Source organism: Sphingobacterium sp. ML3W (assembly GCF_029542085.1).
GTDB lineage: Bacteria > Bacteroidota > Bacteroidia > Sphingobacteriales > Sphingobacteriaceae > Sphingobacterium.
Genome location: NZ_CP107036.1, coordinates 4001540 through 4021696, shown reverse-complemented (window position 1 = coordinate 4021696; position 20157 = coordinate 4001540). Strand labels below are relative to the sequence as shown.

Below are 20157 nucleotides of genomic sequence, written 5' to 3'. Positions count from 1 at the left end.
TTAAAAAGAATCAATAATTAACAAAATTTTACATATCTACCTTTTGCTGTTTGGATTGCAGGGTGTACAGGTGTCTATAGAGACCACTTTCTTTTTGTAGCAACTCGAAATGTGTTCCGCTCTCCGAAACAACCCCGTTTTCGACCACGATGATTTTGTCCGCATCGACGATTGTAGAAAGTCTGTGCGCAATGATAACGGAAGTACGGCCACGCATTAATTCTTCTAGGGCATCTTGAACTTGACGTTCAGATTCTGAATCTAAAGAGGATGTTGCTTCATCTAAGATCAAAATAGCTGGATCTTTGAGTAGTGCACGGGCGATGGCGATACGTTGACGTTGTCCACCAGAAAGCTTCACACCGCGTTCTCCGACGATGGTATCATAACCTTCGGGAAAACCTAATATAAATTGATGTGCATTGGCACGTTGGGCGGCCTCAGTTATTTCGGTTTCGGTGGCATCTAATTTACCATAAGCGATATTCTCGCGGATAGTTCCGCCAAATAATAAAACGTCCTGTGGTACAATGGCAACCTGGTTCCGTATATCACAGAGGTCAAAGTCTGAGGCGGGCTTGCCATCATACAGTACCTCACCTTTATTGTTTGTATAAAATTGCAATATTAAAGATGCAATGGTTGATTTTCCGGTTCCACTAGGGCCTACTATGGCAATTTTATCGCCGGCATTGGCTGTAAAGTTAATGTCTTTGAGAATTTCAATATCCGGTCGGCTAGGATAGGCAAATGCCACATGATTGAAGCGGAGATCTCCACTCATCTTTTTACGGATATCTTTACAGCTCGGTTCAACGTTGATATCTTCCTGTGGTTCATCAAGAATTTCCAGGATCCTTTCGCTAGCTCCTAGTGAGCGCTGTATGTTTGCGTATAATTCTGGGAAACTACCCATTGATCCGGCGACAAACATAGAATACAGGATATAAGTCGTTAGATCACCAACAGACATCTCGTGGATAGATACTAATGCTGCACCATACCAGATGACGGCTATAACAGCTCCGAAAATACAGAATATGATAAAGGAAGCAAAGGCACCCCGAAAGGTTGCTCCTTTCACGGCTAATTTGACAACAGAATCCATCTGATTACTATAGCGGTTGAATTCAAAGTATTCGTTCACAAAAGCTTTTACATTGCTAATCCCCAATAATGTTTCCTGAACAATACTATTTGATTCCGCCATCTTATCCTGAGCCTGTCTCGATAATTCGCGGATGAATTTCCCGAAAATAATAGCTGCAACCACAATAACAGGTAGTATGCATAGATTCATCAAGGCCAATTTGGGTGATACCCAGACCAACAGAAATACACCAAAACAAAGACTGATCAATTGTCTTAAAATTTCAGCCAATGTGGTCGTCAGGGTGTCCTGGATCTGGGATAGATCTGCGGACAATCTGCTGTTTAATTCCCCAACACGACGGTTGGCGAAAAATTCAATTGGCAAGGTGATGAGCTTATGATAGGTGTCTTTACGGATTTTCGCCAAAGCACGTTCTGCGATCTCGACAAAAATACGGATACGGAAAAATGAAACAACCGAGGTGAACGATAGAATAACAAAAGCGATCCCGCCAATGTAATAAACTTCAGAAGTTAACCAGCTATATTTTTGCTTTCCTTGAGCAGCATCAATCATGGCACCCAGTAGTGCGGGGAAAGTCAGCATTGAAAGACTGGATAATGCCAGAAATAACATTCCAATTCCAAACTTAACCCGATAAGGCCTTAAATAGGTCATTATTTTCGAAGCCCGTAATAGGAGCTCCTTATTTAACTTTGGTTTTGGTAGATCTTCTTCTTGTTTATTACCACTATTGAAACCTCTTGCCATAATCCGCTACTTCAATGTTTTGTTGCGAGGACAAATGTAAAGAGATTAAAAATATTTTGCTATCATACTTTGGTCAATTTTTTAGCTTTTTACCTATTTTAATCAACTAAAGTTATATTTTGACCTGTTTTATTGGTACATGTCACCGATTGATGGGGGAGATCCAAAAGGACTAGCCTGAATTCTTGCCGCTGAGCGTCGATTTTTGGGTATGGCTACGATACAATAAGACTGCTAGAATAATAATGACAAGCAAAGCGATGTAAAGCCATAAATTACCGGGCAGACCCTTTCCCGCTGTTTTGTCCAATTCTGTCCGCAGTCGCTCATTCTCATTTTGAAGTTTGTTGATCGTGCCCATATAAGCGGAGATCTGTTTATCATATTCGGTCGCCATCTGTCGAAATTTGTCCTTTTCGAAATCTTTTATTTTTAACAGCTGCTGCGTCTCCAAAAAAATGTTGTTGTCCGTGATCACGACATCCTTCAGGATATCGATGCTTTTTTGCATATCACCTTTGGATTTGAATAGGCCAAAAAGGCCTGTTTTCTGAGTAAGGCTGGTGTCATAGGCGCCAAACTTTTGTTGCCGTGCATCGAGTAGGCTGTTGACACGTTTACGTTGTACCTCAAAAGCGCTGGAATCTGCATTTTCTTGCGCATTTAAAAGGCCAATGCTAAACAATAGAAGAAAAGATAGTACTGTGTGTTTTAAAGATTTCATACCTAAATTTGACCAATCAATCTGAAATTAACGTTGCTGAAATCGCCTTAATTTGTCAAACTGCAAAGCAGGATTGGCAACTCCGCTAAATCAAGTGTTAAACTGCCAAAAGCCCGTTGCGCAGTTTAGGGACAGATTGAAGTGAATAAACTATTTCTAGGAATGAATTTATGAAATTAATCTTTAAATTCTATACGAATGACGTTGGAATCGTCGTCGTGAAGCCCCAAGAGTTGGCTTGCATTTCCTTTGTTGATGGCAATTTCTAAGTAATTACTAATACCAAAAAGACACAATTTTTCGCCCTCACCAACTTCGTTATAATGCCAGGAAAGATTGGTGATTGTTTCGTTGCGTTTGAAATACAAGATAAAATTCCGTCCCTTTTGGACTTTATTGAACAGGTCTTTGGAAATATTAGTAATGGCATTACCAAAGGCGTCCACATAAATGACATTGCCGCGGATCATGTCTTTGTCAAAGATCGGTTGTAAAGTGACTTTTTCGATCAGTTGATGCATGGGGGTGCCGACATCTTTCAGTTTGCCACCTTTTGCAATATGGCAGGCCGATTTCGAAAGAATATCAGCAAGGGGGAAATGGAGGTATCTCAGGTCCTGCATCAAATTGAGTTCGTACAATTCCTGTGGTTCATTTCCATTTAACAGTAAGCTGAAAATGCCATTGTCTGCACCAACAAAATAATGGTCCCTGTATTTCATGCCGATGTATTTGGATTCTTCATGAAAGAGGGTGTTGATGCCGATGATATGTACCGTTCCTTTTGGGAAATAATGATACGCATTGCCAAGTACAAAAGCTGCGCGTGGAATATTGAATGCTGGGATCTCGTGGGTGATATCGACAATGTTAACATCAGACAACTGCGTTAAAAGGCTCCCTTTTAGCGCAGCTTGATAAAAATCTTTATGTCCTAGATCTGTCGTTAACGTAATTACTGCCATTATAATCTAAAGTAGACCGAATTGCTGTCAAATTCCCTTTTTGAATGAATAGAAATAGATCTCCTGTCTTTTGCATATTCTGTTCCTGAAAATCTATTCAAATAGAGGACAAAATTACTATTTATCAGCTGATTTGTAAAGCTAATTGAAGAACTTATTTTGAATATATCTTTTTTCAATTGATATACACAAACATAGCTTCTATTTCTACTGTAAAGAATTGATTTGTGTACCTTGAAGATCCACGTTTAAAAGCGAAACTTATGTATGAAACGCAAAAAAAATAATTTGGTTTTCTTTTTGCAAAAATCTCTGTGGGATGGCGTATTTTCTCATTAGAATACGTTAATTTTGAATAGTATTACGTATAAGCGCTATTGCGTAGTAGCTACAATCTAATTATTTCTAAAATAGGATAAAATTTGAACGAATTACTAATTGCATTAGATGGTCTGAATTTACCCATATTATGGGGAGCAGACAATGAGCACTTTGATTATTTGAAGAAACAATTCCCAAAACTGCGGATTGTAGCTCGTGGAAGTGAAATGAAAGTGTTGGGAGATGCGAAGGAATTGGAACTATTTGAGCAATCGTTTAAGGAAGTTATGGCTCATCTAGAGAAATTCAACAACATTACCTTGTTGGATTTTGAAAATCTCCTAGGGGCGAGCGCAGGCTCAGCCGCGCAGCAGGAAAAGGAGATTGCAGCCAAGAATGCGGCATTTGGTTCTGAACCCATTGTTTACGGACCTAATGGTGTGATTGTTCGGGCCCGGACGCCTAACCAAAGACGGATGGTTGATAGTATTTCAAAAAATGACATCTTATTTGCCATTGGCCCAGCGGGAACAGGAAAAACCTATACGGCTGTTGCATTAGCGGTAAGAGCGCTTCGCAATAAGGAAATCAAACGGATCATCTTGACCAGGCCGGCTGTAGAAGCTGGAGAAAACTTGGGTTTTCTACCTGGGGACTTGAAAGAAAAGGTCGATCCTTATTTGAGGCCACTTTATGATGCGCTTGACGATATGATCCCCGCAGAAAAACTAAAAGGATATTTAGAAAACCGTACCATCGAGGTTGCACCATTGGCATTTATGCGGGGGCGTACCCTTGATAACTGTTTCGTTATTTTAGATGAAGCCCAAAATGCAACGGATATGCAGTTGAAGATGTTTTTGACTCGTATGGGACCCACCGCAAAATTTATTGTTACAGGTGATATGACGCAGGTCGATCTCCCCAAAAAGAATCAATCCGGACTTTCGACATCGATCCGTTTGCTGGAAAATATTGAAGGTATTGATATTATTCACCTGAGTGGCGGCGATGTGGTTCGTCATAAATTGGTGCGACGTATTTTGGAAGCATATGGCGATATTTAATCAATAACTACTGACATAAGAATTTTACTTTGAACATGAACGCTATAAAAGAAACAAATTTCAATTTCGAAAATCAGACGGCTTTTTACAGAGGAAAGGTACGTGATGTGTATACGATTGCCGATACCTACTTGGCGATGGTGGCTTCTGACCGTATTTCAGCATTTGATGTGGTACTTCCTCGCCCTATCCCTTATAAAGGGCAGGTGTTAAATCAGATTGCAGCTAAATTTTTGAAAGCGACAGCTGATATTATCCCCAATTGGGTTGTATCCGTACCAGATCCTAGTGTGACTATTGGTCAAATGTGTGAGCCGTTTAAAGTAGAAATGGTAATCCGTGGCTATTTATCTGGGCATGCTTGGCGCGAATATGCCGCTGGTAAACGTGAAGTCTGTGGCGAATCTCTTCCTGAAGGACTAAAAGAGAATGATAAATTACCAGAGCCAATTATTACCCCGACGACGAAAGCAGCTGTAGGTCACGATGAGGACATTTCTCGCGCAGATATTTTGAAAAAAGGTATTGTAAGTGAAGAGGATTATGTGCAATTGGAGAAGTATACCAAAGCATTGTTTCAACGCGGAACTGAAATTGCAGCACAAAGAGGATTGATCTTAGTGGATACCAAATATGAATTTGGTAAAAAAGATGGCAAAATCGTTTTGATTGATGAGATCCATACGCCGGATTCTTCCCGTTATTTCTATGCAGATGGATATCAGGAACGTCAGGAAAATGGTGAGGCACAAAAGCAATTGTCAAAAGAGTTTGTCCGGAAGTGGTTGATCGATAATGGTTTTCAAGGTAAGGATGGGCAAGTGGTTCCGGAGATGACAGATGATATTATTGCTTCAATTTCCGAACGCTATATTGAGCTATACGAACATATTGTTGGAGAAAAATTTGTCTATCCTGATCAGGAAAATGTACTTGAACGTGTGGAAAGAAATGTGGCAAAAGCCTTAAAAGAGCTAAATTATTAGTACATTGTATCCTCAAACTAATGAAATAGACTTATGAAGTACACTATTGATAAACACGATCGTTATATTGTCATAGAGCCTCATGTTGAAGTGATAGATGCCGATAATGCAGCTAAATTGAAGGGGGAGTTTTTGTTGCGCAATACGATTGGTCAACGCAATATTGTTTTGGATATGATTCACGTCCAAAAGACGGATGAAGTGGGTATTCGTTTGGGGATACTGGCACATCGTTTATGTCAATCTGTTGGCGGCGTATTTATTTTAGTCAATCTTTGTCCTAAATTAATGGATATGGTTCGTGTGTCGCACTTGGATAAATCGATAAAGATTGCTCCATCACTAAAGGTCGCTGAAGATTTAATCTTTGCACACGAATTGGAATCTGAATATCGGGGGACAATTGAGGATTAATATGAAGTTTGAAGTTCTAATATTAGGAAATAGTTCCGCGACACCGATGTTTGATCGTCATCCGACTAGCCAAGTGTTGAACTTTAATGAACAATTGTTTTTGATCGACTGTGGTGAGGGTACGCAAATGCAACTCAGCCGATATGGAATTAAAAGCAATCGCTTAGGACATATTTTTATTAGCCACTTACATGGAGATCACTACTTAGGTTTGGTCGGGCTGCTCTCTTCGATGCACCTTGTCGGACGCAAAAGTGATCTTCATCTATATGGCCCTGCTGCCTTAAAAGAGATTTTGGATATACAATTTCTACATTCTGAGACAGTCTTACGTTATAATCTTATTTTTCATCCGATTTCACCCGACGAGCCCGGTGTTATTTTTGAAAATCGAACGATGAAAATAAGCACATTCCCTTTAACACATCGTATTGCCTGTACCGGTTTTCGCTTCGATGAAGGACCAAGAGCCCGCACCCTACTCGGTGATGTGGTTCAGACACTCAATATTCCCACAGTCTATTATCCTACCATAAAGAAAGGGATGGATTACGTGGATGAAAATGGTAATGTTTATCCAGCAGACCAATTGAGCTTACCCGCGCCTAAATCCAGAAGTTACGTATATTGTTCGGACACGGTACGTACTGCTGACTATCTGCCCTATGTTCAGCATGCTGATCTTATGTATCATGAGTCTACATTCCTGCATGATATGGTAGACAGGGCCAAGGAGACTTTCCATACAACAGCATTGGAGGCTGGGGAGATCGCAAAAGAAACCCATGCAAAGAAATTATTGCTGGGACATTATTCAGCCCGATACCGGGATTTGAACCCTTTATTGGAAGAGGCACGAACGGCATTCCCAAATACCGAACTTTCTATCGAAGGAAAATGGTTTTTAGTTTAGTTTTTTGTGCGTTTTATACCACATTTCTACCATCAAATGCTTTTTAAATTGCTTATTATATTGCTTTTGATAAACAATTTATCTAAGTTTACGGCTCTAATTTTTTTATAATGGATAATCCATTCAACTTAAACAACCTATTACGGGAAAATATCAAGAAGCTCGTACCTTATTCGTCCGCTAGAGATGAATTTAAAGGGGAGGCATCCATATTGATTGATGCTAATGAAAATCCTTTTGGATCCCCACTAAACCATGATTACAACCGATACCCAGACCCTCTCCAACATCAAGTCAAAGCAAAACTTTCAAACATAAAAGGAGTACCCGCAGGAAATATCTTTTTGGGTAATGGAAGCGATGAAGCTATTGATATTTTATACCGTGCATTTTGTACACCTGGTGTGGACAATGTAATTTTAGTTCCACCTACCTATGGTATGTATGAAGTGTCTGCGAATATCAATGATGTTGCCTTCAAGAAAGTAAACCTAACAGCAGACTATCAATTGGATTTGGATGGTATCGCTAATGCGATAGATGCACATACCAAGCTGATTTTTATCTGTTCACCGAATAATCCAACAGGAAACTCTATCCGTCGTCAGGATATAGAAACGGTATTGAATAATTTCCAGGGACTTGTTGTTGTCGATGAAGCTTATATCAATTTTTCCGCCGTGAAGTCATTTACACAGGAACTGGCCGAATATCCAAACTTGGTGGTATTGCAGACTTTATCTAAAGCATGGGGGCTTGCGGCGCTGCGGTTGGGCATGGCATTTGCAAGTAAAGAAATTATAGCAGTTTATAATAAAATTAAACCACCCTATAACATTAATCAAGCAACACAAGATATCGTGCTGGAGGCCTTGAATAATGTGGATCAAGTCAATGACTGGATCAAAGAGACTGTTTCGGAACGTGAGAAACTGGTACGCGAACTACTCGAACTGGACTATGTACAATATATTACTCCTTCTGATGCCAATTTTATCTTGGTCAAGATGGAACAGCCGAGAGAAGTCTACGATTATCTAGTTCAGTATGGGATCATCGTCAGAGATCGGTCTAAAGTGGAGCTTTGCGAAGGCTGCTTGCGGATCACAGTCGGGACACCTGCAGAGAACAGAACTTTATTAGAAAAACTTAATCAAATCAATAAATAATACTATGCCTGATAACTTAAAACGTGTACTGTTTATAGACCGTGACGGAACATTAATTTTGGAACCAGAAGATGAGCAGATTGATTCTTTTGCAAAATTAAAATTCTATCCGGGTGCTTTACAGTACCTGCCACGTATCGCGAAGGAACTGGATTTTGAATTGATCTTGGTTTCCAACCAAGATGGTCTAGGGACATCTTCCCATCCGGAAGAAAACTTCTGGCCTGTCCATCATTTTGTGCTAGATACGTTTGCGGCAGAAGGTGTAGTATTTGCCAAGGAACATATTGACAAGACTTTCCCACACGAAAATGCAGATACACGTAAACCCGGTATCGGCATGCTCGGTGAATATTTTGACGCTTCAAAATATGATTTAAGCCAGTCGTTTGTTATTGGTGACCGCGTAAATGATGTTAAGCTTGCTCAAAATCTTGGTGCAAAGGCTATCTGGTTGCGGGCGAATGATCAATTGGGCGCATTGGAAAATGTGGACATTGACCCTGCAGTCGTAGCTTTAGAGACAATGGACTGGAAAACAGTTTATGAATTTCTGAAATTGGGAACGCGCACTGCCGAACATCATCGTAAGACGAATGAAACGGATATTTTTATTCAATTGAACTTGGATGGCTCCGGTAAATCGGAAATCGAAACAGGATTGCCCTTCTTTGATCATATGTTGGATCAAATAGCCCGACATGGTGCATTGGACTTAACGATCAAAGCTAAAGGCGATCTTCATATAGATGAGCACCATACTATCGAAGATACAGGGATTGCTTTGGGAGAGGTGTTCTTGAAGGTATTGGGAGACAAGCGTGGTATTGAACGCTACTCTTACACCTTACCAATGGATGATTGCCTGGCACAGGTCGCACTGGATTTTGGTGGACGTAATTGGATTGTCTGGGATGCTGAATTTAAACGTGAGAAAATAGGTGACATGCCGACAGAGATGTTCTTCCATTTCTTTAAATCATTTTCTGATGCCTCCAAATCAAATCTAAATATCAAAGCTGAGGGGGATAACGAGCACCATAAGATCGAAGCAATCTTTAAAGCTTTTGCTAAATCTATAAAGAAAGCGGTACGACGAGATGCGGATCATATGCAACTACCAAGTACAAAAGGTGTTTTGTAGTTTTTACTTTATAGTTGTCTTTGTGACGCAGCTATAAAACTAAGATATTGCCCTTATAGGGTAAGAAGATAAAAAAGTTTGGGCTAAAGAGAAAAAGATGAAGTAGGTAAGCCAGCGGCTAACGTAACTAAAGTCTCCATACTCAATACTCCATACTCAATACTAAAAAAATGATAGGAATTATTAACTATGGCGCTGGGAATATCTTTTCCCTGACTGCTGCACTAGATCGGGTAGGGGTGACCTATGGTATGATCAATACTGCGGATGAGATCGATCTTTACGATCGTATTATTATTCCAGGAGTAGGACATGCCGGAGCAGCCATGAATAAATTGCGCGAGTCGGGATTAGTACCCTATATTAAAGAACTGCGTAAACCTGTTTTGGGTATCTGTGTCGGCATGCAGCTTTTGACTGAATATTCAGAAGAAGGTGATGCCGGGATGTTGGAGTTATTCCCGTTGAAGACGTTACATTTTGATGCCGGAGTAGCGGGCAAAGTGCCTCATATGGGCTGGAATAGCGTTTCAGTGCAAGCAAATAATCCTTTATTTGCGAATATTGAAGATCAGACTTATTTTTATTTTGTGCATTCGTATTATATTGAATATGATACGACGTTTACAGCCGCAAAATGCGACTATGGGTTACCATTTTCAGCAGCCATTTCCAGAGATAATTTCTTTGGTGTACAATTTCACCCGGAGAAGTCGGGGAAAGCAGGTGAGCAGTTGCTGCTCAATTTTTCAACTATTCAAATAGACTAAAAATATTCGATTATGTATATCATTCCAGCAATTGACGTTTTGGACAAAAAAGTTGTCCGTTTAAGAGAGGGTAACTACAACGACGTTACGACTTATGATATTAGTTTGGAAGCGCAGATAGAAAACTATCGTGCGAACGGTACTGAATTGGTTCATATCATAGACCTAAATGGTGCCAAAGGTGATTTTAGTAATCAAGCATATTTGTTCGATATTATTCAGAAGACAGATATGAAAATCCAATATGGTGGTGGGGTAAGGAGCATTGAAAAAGTAAAGGAATTGGTGGATGCTGGTGTATACCGTGTTATTGTGGGTACACAAGCAATTACGAATCCTTCTTTTTTAGAGGAACTAGCGACTTTAAATGAGGGGAAAGTGAAATATGCGGATCATATTGTGATTGCAATTGACGTATTGGACGAAGTGATCAAATACTCAGGTTGGTTAGAGAGTTCACCGATTAAATTGATTGAGTATATTGATAAATGCTTGGTTTTGGGTTTCTTTAGGTTTCTATGTACCGATATTAGCAAAGATGGTAAATTGGGCGGTGCAGGTGTAGAATTATATCAAAAACTGTTGAGCCATTCACCAATCATTAAGCTGATTGCTTCTGGTGGTATTAGCTCGATGGATGATATTCAAAAACTTCAGGAACTGGGCGGAGTAGAATCAGTGGTTGTAGGAAAAGCAATCTATGAGAATAGAATCTCCATCGATGAAGTCAAAGATTGGAACCTTAAATCATTAATCAGATTTTAACATGCTGGCAAAACGGATAATTCCTTGCTTGGATGTTAAAGATGGACGTACAGTAAAAGGAGTCAATTTTGTAGACTTGCGCGACGCCGGTGACCCTGTTGAATTAGCCTACGAATACTCCCAACAAGGAGCGGATGAGCTTGTTTTTTTAGATATCGCGGCTACACATGAAGGGCGCAAGACGACAATAGATCTTGTCAAAGCAGTAGCTCGTCAGGTGAATATTCCTTTTACGATAGGTGGTGGTATCAATGAAATAAAAGATGCCGATATCCTGTTAAATGCTGGGGCAGATAAGATATCCATCAACTCTGCGGCTGTGCGCAACCCTGAACTGATCAATCAAATGGCTGCAGCTTTCGGTGCCCAGTTTGTTGTGGTTGCAGTAGATACAAGGTCAATTGAAGGTCAAGATTTTGTTCACTTGAGTGGTGGACGTATCAAGACGGAGATCAATACCTTGGATTGGATATTGGAAGCACAGGAACGCGGTGCTGGGGAAATTCTCCTGACATCAATGGATCACGATGGTACGAAGAATGGGTTTGATAACGGATTATTAAAAGCTGTAAACGATCGCATTCATATACCGTTAATTGCATCGGGTGGCGCTGGAAATCAACAACATTTTGTCGATGTCTTCCAACAGGCCAATGTGGATGCTGCCTTAGCTGCTTCCGTATTCCACTATGGGGAAATATTGATTCCAGATCTTAAACAGACCTTACGGCATAATGGTATAGTCGTAAGATAGTTTTGGAGCAAGGATCAGGGAATAAAGAGTGAGGATAAAGGAGTAAGGATAATATTAAGTAAGCTGATGGCTTACGTGAGTAAAATCTAATTACTCAATACTAAATACTAGATACTAATACAATGTTAGATTTCGCAAAAAGTGACGGACTTGTTCCAGTGATCGTGCAGGATGCCCAAACACTAGAGGTGTTGATGCTGGGCTATATGAACGAAGAGGCTTGGCAAAAGACACAGACGGAAAAGCGCGTGACTTTTTTCTCTCGTAGCAAAAATCGTCTCTGGACTAAAGGAGAGGAGAGTGGTAACTTTTTAAATGTAAAGAGTATTCATATAGACTGCGATAAAGATACCGTATTGATCAAGGCCGATCCTATGGGACCTACTTGTCATACAGGAAGTCGGAGTTGTTTCAATACGGACTTCAATCAGAATTTTATTTTGGAACTGGAACGTATTGTAAATCATCGCTACGAAAATCCTTCTGACGAATCCTATGTCAATCGTCTTCGCTCCAGAGGAATTAATAAAATCGCCCAAAAGGTAGGTGAAGAAGCGGTAGAAACCGTGATCGCGGCATTAACGGAAACCGAGACTGACTTTATCAATGAGACTTCCGATTTATTGTTCCATTTGATCGTATTGTTGCGTGAAAAAGGCTTTTCGTTGGAAACAATCGCTAAAAATCTTGAAAGCAGACATCAATAGCGCTGTTTTTCAAAGAAAGTTTCTGTTATCGATCCCAAATATTTTTGGATAAATTAGATTGGATCTAGGGATGGGGACGAGGCTTTAAGGTAATATGACAAAATAGTCTTGGAAGTGCAGTATATTTGTGGATATACTGCACTTCTTTTTTTCTGAAGGTGTCTGTTTTTATTGATTCTTATTTTTTTTATTAGGACATCAATGAGTTCGTTATGTTAGGTTTGTTGGCCAGAAGGAACTTTCCGGCTGTTTTTACAGCTGTTGGTGCTTGTGTGGAAGCATGAAAGTTTTATTATTTTCTGCGCTTTTATTGTGCGTCAGTGAAACGAAGTAATAAACAAGTAAACGAAAAAGCGGATGGTCCGTTGGAAAAAGATTGGAGCAAGAATGGCCTCTCCGAATGTCATCTGGAGAGCTTGAAGATATAACTATGGATATTAAATTAAGAGCGACATTACCTGGACATCAAAATCCAATTTTTTGCGTAGAAAAAGGATACGATCCGAATACATTCTTTACAGGTGGTAATGACAAGGGCGTGGTTGAATGGGATATCGAAAAAAATAGCTTTAAACGTATCCTCTGTGCTGTGACTTCCTCTGTATATGCTTTAAAACTGATCCCAGGAACGGCTATCTTAGCGATTGCATTACGTGAGGGGAAATTACTTTTTGTGGATGTACAAGAACAAAAACTTGTCGCGAGTTTACAATTGGGTAAAAAAGCCATCTTTGCTCTTGCGTTTGTCAAGCAAAAAAATGAGCTTCTGGCTGTAGGGGAAGAGGGAAGACTCTATGTGATCGACCTCGCTACATATAAAGGTATTTATGAGCTACAGCTATCCCAAACAACAGTTCGGAGTATTGCTGTCGATGAAAAATCAAACAGAATTGCATTAGGCGATAAAGATGGCTGGGTATATTTACTGGATAGTGAAGACTTTCATGTCATTGAGCGTTTGCAGCTCCATAGCCTGCCCACAACCTCGTTGGCTTTTCTTCAAAATAGACTATTAAGCGGTGGCCGTGATGCACAGCTCATTATTTCGGATGTCAGTCAGTTGAGTAATAACTTTTCATTTGTCCCACACTTGTTTACTGTATATGGAATCTATCCACATCCAGTTGAACCATTATTCGCCACGGTAAGCAGAGACAAGTCATTGAAATTTTGGTCTAACGCGGATTTTGCTTTGTTGAAGAACATGAGCCGTGACAAAATGCAAGATGGTCATCATCTATCTGTCAATGCGGGTGTCTGGTCTGACGATGGTCGCTATTTCTTTAGCGTTAGTGATGATAAATTAGTCAAGATATGGGAATTTCAACAGTAAAATATTCGAAAAATAATCTGATGAAGCTCCCATAGAAAATGAGGAAATAGTGTCCAATTTGGGACGTTAGAACTTTGTCGCATTATTGTTTTTTTGTTAACAGGGACTAACGCTGACCTTTGAAGTTGTATGTTTGAACGATAGACATATTTTTATCGTTATCTAGACACTAATTGTCCAATAACTGCAAGATTTGGGTAAGGTATTTTCCGTCAATTTCATCAAAGCTGTCCAGTTCACTGCTATCCACATCGAGAACACCTATAATTTCCCCCTGACGATATACGGGCAATACGATTTCAGAGCGTGAAAGAGAGCTACAGGCAATATGTCCAGGGAACAGCTCCACATCGGGTACAATAAGTGTTTTTTCCTGTGCCCAAGCTCCACCGCATACACCCCGTCCTTTTTTTATACGCGTACAGGCGACAGGACCTTGGAAGGGACCGAGCACAAGCTCTTCAGCATTGTCTACAAGATAAAAACCCACCCAAAAGAAATTAAACTGCTCCTTTAATGCTGCTGCAATATTGGCAAGATTTGCAACCTGATTATTTTCTCCCTGTAACAATCCACCTATCTGCGGAAGTAAATTCTGATATTGTTCCTCTTTGCTGCCCTTGGCAATTCGTAAATCCTCAGCCATAAAAATTCTTTTTTAAATTCTTGAAGTGATACTGCACGCTAATAAAAAAGCGCTAATATCTGCTCAAAGTTAACAGAATATTAGCGCTTTCGCATGGGGTATATTATTTTATTTCTTTGTATTGATAATGTTTACCCGGATGTAATTGCTTCTTTTTCCAGAGGGTGTAATAACGACCGCTTTGAATACTCGTTCTTTACTATTTGGAACAGTCACTTTAACCGGACCTGTATACTCTAGATCTAATTCCGAAGGGTCGTAGTTATCTAGGGTATAATAGATTTTGGCACCTTCCACCGATGGTTTCAAACCACGGATCGTATATTCTGAAGCGTATACCGTTGTATCAGAGATACCATAAGCCTCAGGTACGCGGTAGAATGTATTTGTCTGATCTAGCTTTGCCAGTTGATGTGCCGCACGTTGCTCGGAGAAATTCTTCCAGTTTTTCTTTTCCGGTTGAGTCCAGGCAATCTCAGATAGGGCCAACACACGTGGTAAGATGGTAAACTCTACTTTATTGGAAGAGCCGATATATTCCGTCCAGATATTTGCTTGAACACCCAAGACATGTTTTTTGTTGTTTTCAGAGATTTTGCTAGGCATAGGATCAGAAGAGTATACCTTAGCCAATGTTGAAAGACCTCCGATACTCAAGGGCTCCCTATTTTGATCAGCTCCTTGTTTGTGATCAAAGTATAGACCATAACTATTTGCCGTGATGATGACGTCATGGCCTTGGTTTGCAGCATCGATAGCTCCTTGGTCACCTCTCCAGCTCATAACAGTCGCATTTGGTGCTAAACCGCCCTCTAAGATCTCATCCCATCCAATGATACGTTTACCTTTGCTATTAATGTATTTTTCCATACGTTGAATAAAATAGCTTTGTAATTCATGCTCATCTTTGAGATTGTTATCCTTGATTCTTTTTTGACAATGCGGACATGTCTTCCATCTTGTTTTAGGACATTCATCGCCACCGATATGAATATATTGGCTAGGGAATAATGGGATCACCTCGTCGATGACATCTTCCAATAGCTTAAATGTTTCTTCTTTTCCGGCACAGAATACATCATCAAATACCCCCCAGGTCTGTGCTGCGGTATATGGTCCCGGTTTATCACCACAACCGAGCTCTGGGTAAGCTGAAAGTGCTGCCAAAGCATGACCAGGCATCTCGATTTCAGGGATGACGGTAACATACTTGGCTTTGGCGTAAGCCACGACTTCTTTGATCTGGTCCTGGGTGTAGAAACCACCATAAGGCGTGTTATCATAGTCGCCATCGGTTTTATAATTACCTAAAAGCGTTTGATTGCGATAGCCCCCGATCTGCGTTAGTTTCGGGTGTGATTTAATTTCAATGCGCCATCCTTGATCATCCGTCAGGTGCCAGTGAAAAGTATTCAATTTGTAAGCAGCCAAAATATCAATGTACTTCTTAACAAATTCTACAGGAAAAAAGTGACGGGAAACATCCAGATGCAGCCCGCGGTAAGCAAAACGGGGCTCATCCTGAATCGATGCCTGTGGAATTTCGATGCTTGCTTTTTTGTCGACAGGTAGTAACTGAATCAGCGATTGCATGCCATAAAACAGACCTGATGCTTTTCCACTGACCGTAATTTGATCCGAGGTGCTGTTAAGTTCGTATGCTTCCGTGTTTGCGGATTTTACGTTTTTTGACGAAAAATAGATGCTATTCTTACCCGGTGACTTGACTAAAGATAGGTTGAGGTTATAGTTACTTTTTAGAAAATCCTGGAATAAAGTGGCAACTTTTTTATCCTCATCGCTGTCAAATGCAATTTTAGTGTTTGTGTTGACTTTAAATGACCCGTTTTTGATCTGAACATGTTGCGGTAAAGGCACAATATTCAATGTGATGTCTTTCTTTTCTTGCGCAAATGCTGCTGCTCCTAAACTTAAAGCGAGCGCAAGTGAAAATAGTTTTTTCATGTGTGAGATTATAACTGAAATACGAAGCCCTAAAAATAAGGGAATAAATACGTTTTAGCAAAGCCGGATTGTAACAAATAGGCTGTAGCAACGTGAGGGGAGGTGCTTATGTGTTTTTGTAACTAATTGATTATGTGTTTATTTGTATTAGAGCAATCGTTTGTGTTATCTCTTAGGGATGTACGATAATTATTAAACCCATAACTGTATTTGTAATCCAATAAACTTTATTTCAATTCCTATCATCTCACGATTCTATATATAAACAGATCACTTAATTATCGGAGCAAATAGGTTCATGTTAAGGAGAGGGCAAGTTTGATTCTTCTTCATATTTTCAGTGCTTTTAACACTTATCTTAGCGGGGAATAAAACGGACTTTATTCGTGTCTATCCGAATGAAATCCGAATGAGGTCCGGATAAAGTCCCTATAAAGTCCCTGTTAGCCTACTTTCAATTCATAAATTGTTACCTACATGTTCGCAGTTCGAAACACAGCATCGCTTTGCGGGATTCGAATTAAGATTGCTATTAAGAAAATAAAAAAGGAACCTGAAAGTTCCTTTTTTTGTATGAGCTATATGTTTTGTTCTGTATATGTCCAGTCGAAGTATCTGTAAACCGAATGTTCGTCAGCGGATCAACAAGCGATGATACCCATTTTATAACCTCTTTAGCGCTAATTTGATCATATCCTCCACAGAAAGGTTGCTTTCTGTTTTTAAAATGGTGTTCAATACCTTTTCAGCCGCCACTTTGTTGAAACCTAGCATAACCAGTGCAGACAAAGCTTCGTCTGGTATGGATTGCGATTGAATTGATGTTGAGAGCGTTTCCACACCTTGTTTTTTCAGTTTATCCTGAAGTTCTAGGATCAGACGTTGTGCTGTTTTAGGACCGATTCCTTTAATTTTCTGGATTAAAGCAACCTGACCATTGACAATGGCAGACTGTATTTCATCAGGTGTATTGGATGAGAGTATCATTCGACCCGTATTGGGGCCGATGCCTGAAACTGAAATCAGATTCTCGAACAGCTTCTTTTCGCCTTCTGTGGCAAAGCCATAAAGTGTGTGGGAATCCTCCCTGACTTGCAGTGAAATAAATAATTTGCAGTTTTCCTGATCCTTGATTTGGGAAAAGGTATAAAGAGAGATGTGAACATAGTAGCCAATCCCACTCACGTCGATAACAACATGAGTGGGGGCTTTATATGCTAATTTTCCATTGAAATATTCGTACATAGTAATACGAATATAGGAAGATTTTAAGCGATTCTATAAATTTTTAAGATGAGCTTGAACATCAACTACAGCAATAGTCACCATGTTGACGATTTCACGTACAGAGCTATCCAATTGTAGTACATGGATAGGTTTGTTCATACCCAAAAGAATAGGACCTACAGCTTCCGCTTCACCGACTTCTTGCAATAATTTATAGGCAATATTACCTGATTCCAGGTTAGGGAAAACAAGTGTATTTGCTGATTGCCCGTTTAAACAACTGAACGGGAAATTGTCAGTCAACATATCGCTATTTAAGGCGAAGTTAGCTTGTAGATCACCATCAGCAATAATGTCAGGATGTTGGTCGTGAATAATCTGCGCCGCTGCTCTTACTTTGGTAGGTGTTTTTCCTTCACTGGAACCAAAATTAGAGTACGACAATAAAGCAATGCGCGGTTGGATATTCATGCGTTTAACAGCTTTGTCCAAAAGCAATGTGATATCAGCTAGCTCTTGTGCTGTAGGATCCTCATTCACGGTGGTATCACCCATGAAAATAGGACCTTTTTTGGTTAACATCATATACATACCTGCTACACGGCTGCCCGGTTTAGCACCGATAACGTGCAATGCAGGACGAATGGTGTTTGCATAATTTTTGGTCATACCAGAAATCAATGTATCTGCCTCACCAAACTCAACTAAAGAAGCACCAAAATAGTTGCGGTCAAACATCAGTTTGCGCGCGTCGTAACGAGAGATCCCTCTGCGTTGTCTTTTGTTATAAAGGTGCTCGATGAATTTTTTTGAACGCTCTGTTTCACCATCAACCTCAGCAACTGGATCAATAATTTCTACACCATCCAATTCAAAAGCATACTCTTGGATCAAACGTTGGATTTTCTCTTTCTTACCTAATAGGATCGGGATTGCAATACCTTCTTCTTTTACGATTTGAGCGGCACGTAATGTTTTGTAATTATCTGCTTCAGCAAAGACAACGCGTTTTGGATCTCTTTTAGCTGCCATTGTTAAGTTGCGCATGATCGCATCATCTTTACCCAGACGTTTACGCAATGCATCGCGGTATTTATCCCAATCTTCGATTGCTGTTTTCGCTACACCAGATTCGATTGCTGCTTTTGCCACAGCCATAGAAACCTCTGTGATCAAACGTGGATCGGTAGGTTTGGGAATGATATATTCTTCAGAGAATTTTAAGTTGCTTGTATTGTAAGCTTGATTGACTTCTTCTGGAACTGGTTGTTTTGCCAGATCAGCAATAGCGCGTACAGCTGCAATTTTCATTTCCTCATTAATTGCTGTTGCGCGTACATCCAAAGCACCACGGAAAATGTAAGGGAAACCCAATACATTGTTCACCTGATTTGGATAATCCGAACGGCCAGTACCCATGATAATATCACTACGGGTAGCCATCGCTAAATCGTAAGCAATCTCCGGATTTGGGTTGGCCATCGCCAAAACAATAGGATTAGGAGCCATTGATAACAACATCTCTGCTGACATGACATCCGCAGCTGATAACCCGATAAATACATCGGAGTCTTTTACGGCATCTGTTAGGGTGTGGATATCGCGATCAGTAGCGTATTGTGCTTTCATGCTATCCAGATTTTCTCTATCTGTACGGATAACACCTTTACTGTCTAGCATCACAATGTTTTCTTTGCTTGCGCCTACAGAAATATACATTGCTGTACAGGACATCGCAGCAGCACCAGCACCATTAACGACGATTTTTACTTTGGAGATATCTTTTCCGATAATTTCACAGGCATTGATCAAGGCTGCACCTGAAATGATCGCTGTACCATGTTGATCATCGTGCATAACGGGAATCGTCATTTCCTCTTTCAGGCGACGCTCAATTTCAAAACATTCAGGAGCCTTGATATCTTCCAGGTTGATACCTCCGAAAGTTGGTTCCAATGCTTTTACTATTTTCACGAACTCGTCAACATTTTTGGTGTCCACTTCGATGTCAAATACATCGATGTCAGCAAAAATTTTGAACAATAAACCTTTTCCTTCCATGACAGGTTTACCTGCTTGAGCGCCGATATCACCTAGGCCCAAGACAGCTGTACCGTTACTGATAACAGCAACAAGGTTCCCTTTTGCGGTATATTTATAAGCATCTTCTTTATTCTCGGCAATAGCCAAACATGGCTCCGCTACGCCAGGAGAATATGCTAATGATAAGTCTCTTTGCGAATTTGTTGGTTTTGTCGGAACAACAGCTATTTTTCCAGGTCTACCCATTGAGTGGTAATTTAACGCTGCCTGTTTACGATTAGTGTTACTCATTACGATTTTATTAATTTAAGGCTACAAATCTATCATTCTTTTTGATATTTGGAAATATTTGCCAATATCTTATTATAAATAGACAATAA

The 20157-nt window shown here is 40.1% G+C and carries 18 protein-coding genes; 11 read left to right on the top strand and 7 right to left on the bottom strand.

Annotated features, from left to right (window positions below; all coding sequences use genetic code 11):
- Positions 1 to 28 precede the first annotated feature (28 nt).
- The 3 genes from OGI71_RS16975 to OGI71_RS16965 form a co-directional block, all read right to left on the bottom strand.
- Positions 29 to 1864: an ABC transporter transmembrane domain-containing protein gene (locus OGI71_RS16975; protein ID WP_282250458.1), complete on the bottom strand. Its 1836-nt coding sequence runs from the start codon at positions 1862 to 1864 to the stop codon at positions 29 to 31.
- A 172-nt stretch (positions 1865 to 2036) separates the two neighbouring features.
- A complete protein-coding gene (locus OGI71_RS16970) occupies positions 2037 to 2588 on the bottom strand; it encodes a hypothetical protein (protein ID WP_282250457.1) in 552 nt (183 codons plus the stop codon).
- Positions 2589 to 2764: 176 nt separating this feature from the next.
- Positions 2765 to 3553 (bottom strand): SAM-dependent chlorinase/fluorinase, encoded by a 789-nt coding sequence (locus OGI71_RS16965; RefSeq protein ID WP_120261416.1) that lies wholly within the window; start codon positions 3551 to 3553, stop codon positions 2765 to 2767.
- Between the two features lie 422 nt (positions 3554 to 3975).
- On the opposite strand from OGI71_RS16965, the gene OGI71_RS16960 reads away from it, so the two are divergent.
- The 11 genes from OGI71_RS16960 to OGI71_RS16910 all read left to right on the top strand — a co-directional run bounded on the left by OGI71_RS16960 (position 3976) and on the right by OGI71_RS16910 (position 13896).
- Entirely contained in the window at positions 3976 to 4941 is a 966-nt protein-coding gene (locus OGI71_RS16960; RefSeq protein WP_223583768.1) for a PhoH family protein, read from the top strand.
- A 35-nt stretch (positions 4942 to 4976) separates the two neighbouring features.
- Positions 4977 to 5927: a phosphoribosylaminoimidazolesuccinocarboxamide synthase gene (locus OGI71_RS16955; protein WP_282250456.1), complete on the top strand. Its 951-nt coding sequence runs from the start codon at positions 4977 to 4979 to the stop codon at positions 5925 to 5927.
- A gap of 33 nt (positions 5928 to 5960) precedes the next feature.
- Positions 5961 to 6341 carry an STAS domain-containing protein gene (locus tag OGI71_RS16950; protein ID WP_104385068.1) on the top strand — a complete coding sequence of 127 codons (381 nt, stop codon included), beginning with the start codon at positions 5961 to 5963 and terminating at the stop codon, positions 6339 to 6341.
- A 1-nt stretch (position 6342) separates the two neighbouring features.
- Positions 6343 to 7254: a ribonuclease Z gene (locus OGI71_RS16945; protein ID WP_282250455.1), complete on the top strand. Its 912-nt coding sequence runs from the start codon at positions 6343 to 6345 to the stop codon at positions 7252 to 7254.
- 110 nt (positions 7255 to 7364) lie between these two features.
- Positions 7365 to 8423, top strand: a complete 1059-nt coding sequence (gene hisC / locus OGI71_RS16940) for a histidinol-phosphate transaminase (protein ID WP_282250454.1) — start codon at positions 7365 to 7367, stop codon at positions 8421 to 8423.
- Positions 8424 to 8427: 4 nt separating this feature from the next.
- Positions 8428 to 9567 carry a bifunctional histidinol-phosphatase/imidazoleglycerol-phosphate dehydratase HisB gene (hisB, locus tag OGI71_RS16935; protein WP_282250453.1) on the top strand — a complete coding sequence of 380 codons (1140 nt, stop codon included), beginning with the start codon at positions 8428 to 8430 and terminating at the stop codon, positions 9565 to 9567.
- Between the two features lie 170 nt (positions 9568 to 9737).
- Positions 9738 to 10337, top strand: coding sequence for an imidazole glycerol phosphate synthase subunit HisH (gene hisH / locus OGI71_RS16930; protein ID WP_282250452.1), 600 nt, complete (start codon positions 9738 to 9740; stop codon positions 10335 to 10337).
- Between the two features lie 12 nt (positions 10338 to 10349).
- On the top strand, positions 10350 to 11102 hold the full coding sequence (locus OGI71_RS16925) for a HisA/HisF-related TIM barrel protein (RefSeq protein WP_223583775.1): 753 nt from the start codon (positions 10350 to 10352) through the stop codon (positions 11100 to 11102).
- Position 11103: 1 nt separating this feature from the next.
- Positions 11104 to 11856 (top strand): imidazole glycerol phosphate synthase subunit HisF, encoded by a 753-nt coding sequence (gene hisF, locus OGI71_RS16920; RefSeq protein WP_282250451.1) that lies wholly within the window; start codon positions 11104 to 11106, stop codon positions 11854 to 11856.
- A gap of 122 nt (positions 11857 to 11978) precedes the next feature.
- The gene (gene hisIE / locus OGI71_RS16915) at positions 11979 to 12563 is read left to right on the top strand and encodes a bifunctional phosphoribosyl-AMP cyclohydrolase/phosphoribosyl-ATP diphosphatase HisIE (RefSeq protein ID WP_282250450.1); all 585 of its coding nucleotides are present in this window, start codon (positions 11979 to 11981) and stop codon (positions 12561 to 12563) included.
- A gap of 430 nt (positions 12564 to 12993) precedes the next feature.
- On the top strand, positions 12994 to 13896 hold the full coding sequence (locus OGI71_RS16910; protein WP_282250449.1) for a WD40 repeat domain-containing protein: 903 nt from the start codon (positions 12994 to 12996) through the stop codon (positions 13894 to 13896).
- Positions 13897 to 14065: 169 nt separating this feature from the next.
- Here OGI71_RS16910 and OGI71_RS16905 read toward each other — a convergent pair whose 3' ends face one another.
- The 4 genes from OGI71_RS16905 to OGI71_RS16890 all read right to left on the bottom strand — a co-directional run bounded on the left by OGI71_RS16905 (position 14066) and on the right by OGI71_RS16890 (position 20068).
- Positions 14066 to 14542 carry a GAF domain-containing protein gene (locus OGI71_RS16905; protein ID WP_282250448.1) on the bottom strand — a complete coding sequence of 159 codons (477 nt, stop codon included), beginning with the start codon at positions 14540 to 14542 and terminating at the stop codon, positions 14066 to 14068.
- A 108-nt stretch (positions 14543 to 14650) separates the two neighbouring features.
- Positions 14651 to 16507 (bottom strand): family 20 glycosylhydrolase, encoded by a 1857-nt coding sequence (locus tag OGI71_RS16900; RefSeq protein ID WP_282250447.1) that lies wholly within the window; start codon positions 16505 to 16507, stop codon positions 14651 to 14653.
- Between the two features lie 663 nt (positions 16508 to 17170).
- Positions 17171 to 17752 carry a Holliday junction branch migration protein RuvA gene (ruvA, locus tag OGI71_RS16895; protein ID WP_282250446.1) on the bottom strand — a complete coding sequence of 194 codons (582 nt, stop codon included), beginning with the start codon at positions 17750 to 17752 and terminating at the stop codon, positions 17171 to 17173.
- A gap of 33 nt (positions 17753 to 17785) precedes the next feature.
- Positions 17786 to 20068, bottom strand: a complete 2283-nt coding sequence (locus OGI71_RS16890; protein ID WP_282250445.1) for an NADP-dependent malic enzyme — start codon at positions 20066 to 20068, stop codon at positions 17786 to 17788.
- Between the last annotated feature and the right edge of the window lie 89 nt (positions 20069 to 20157).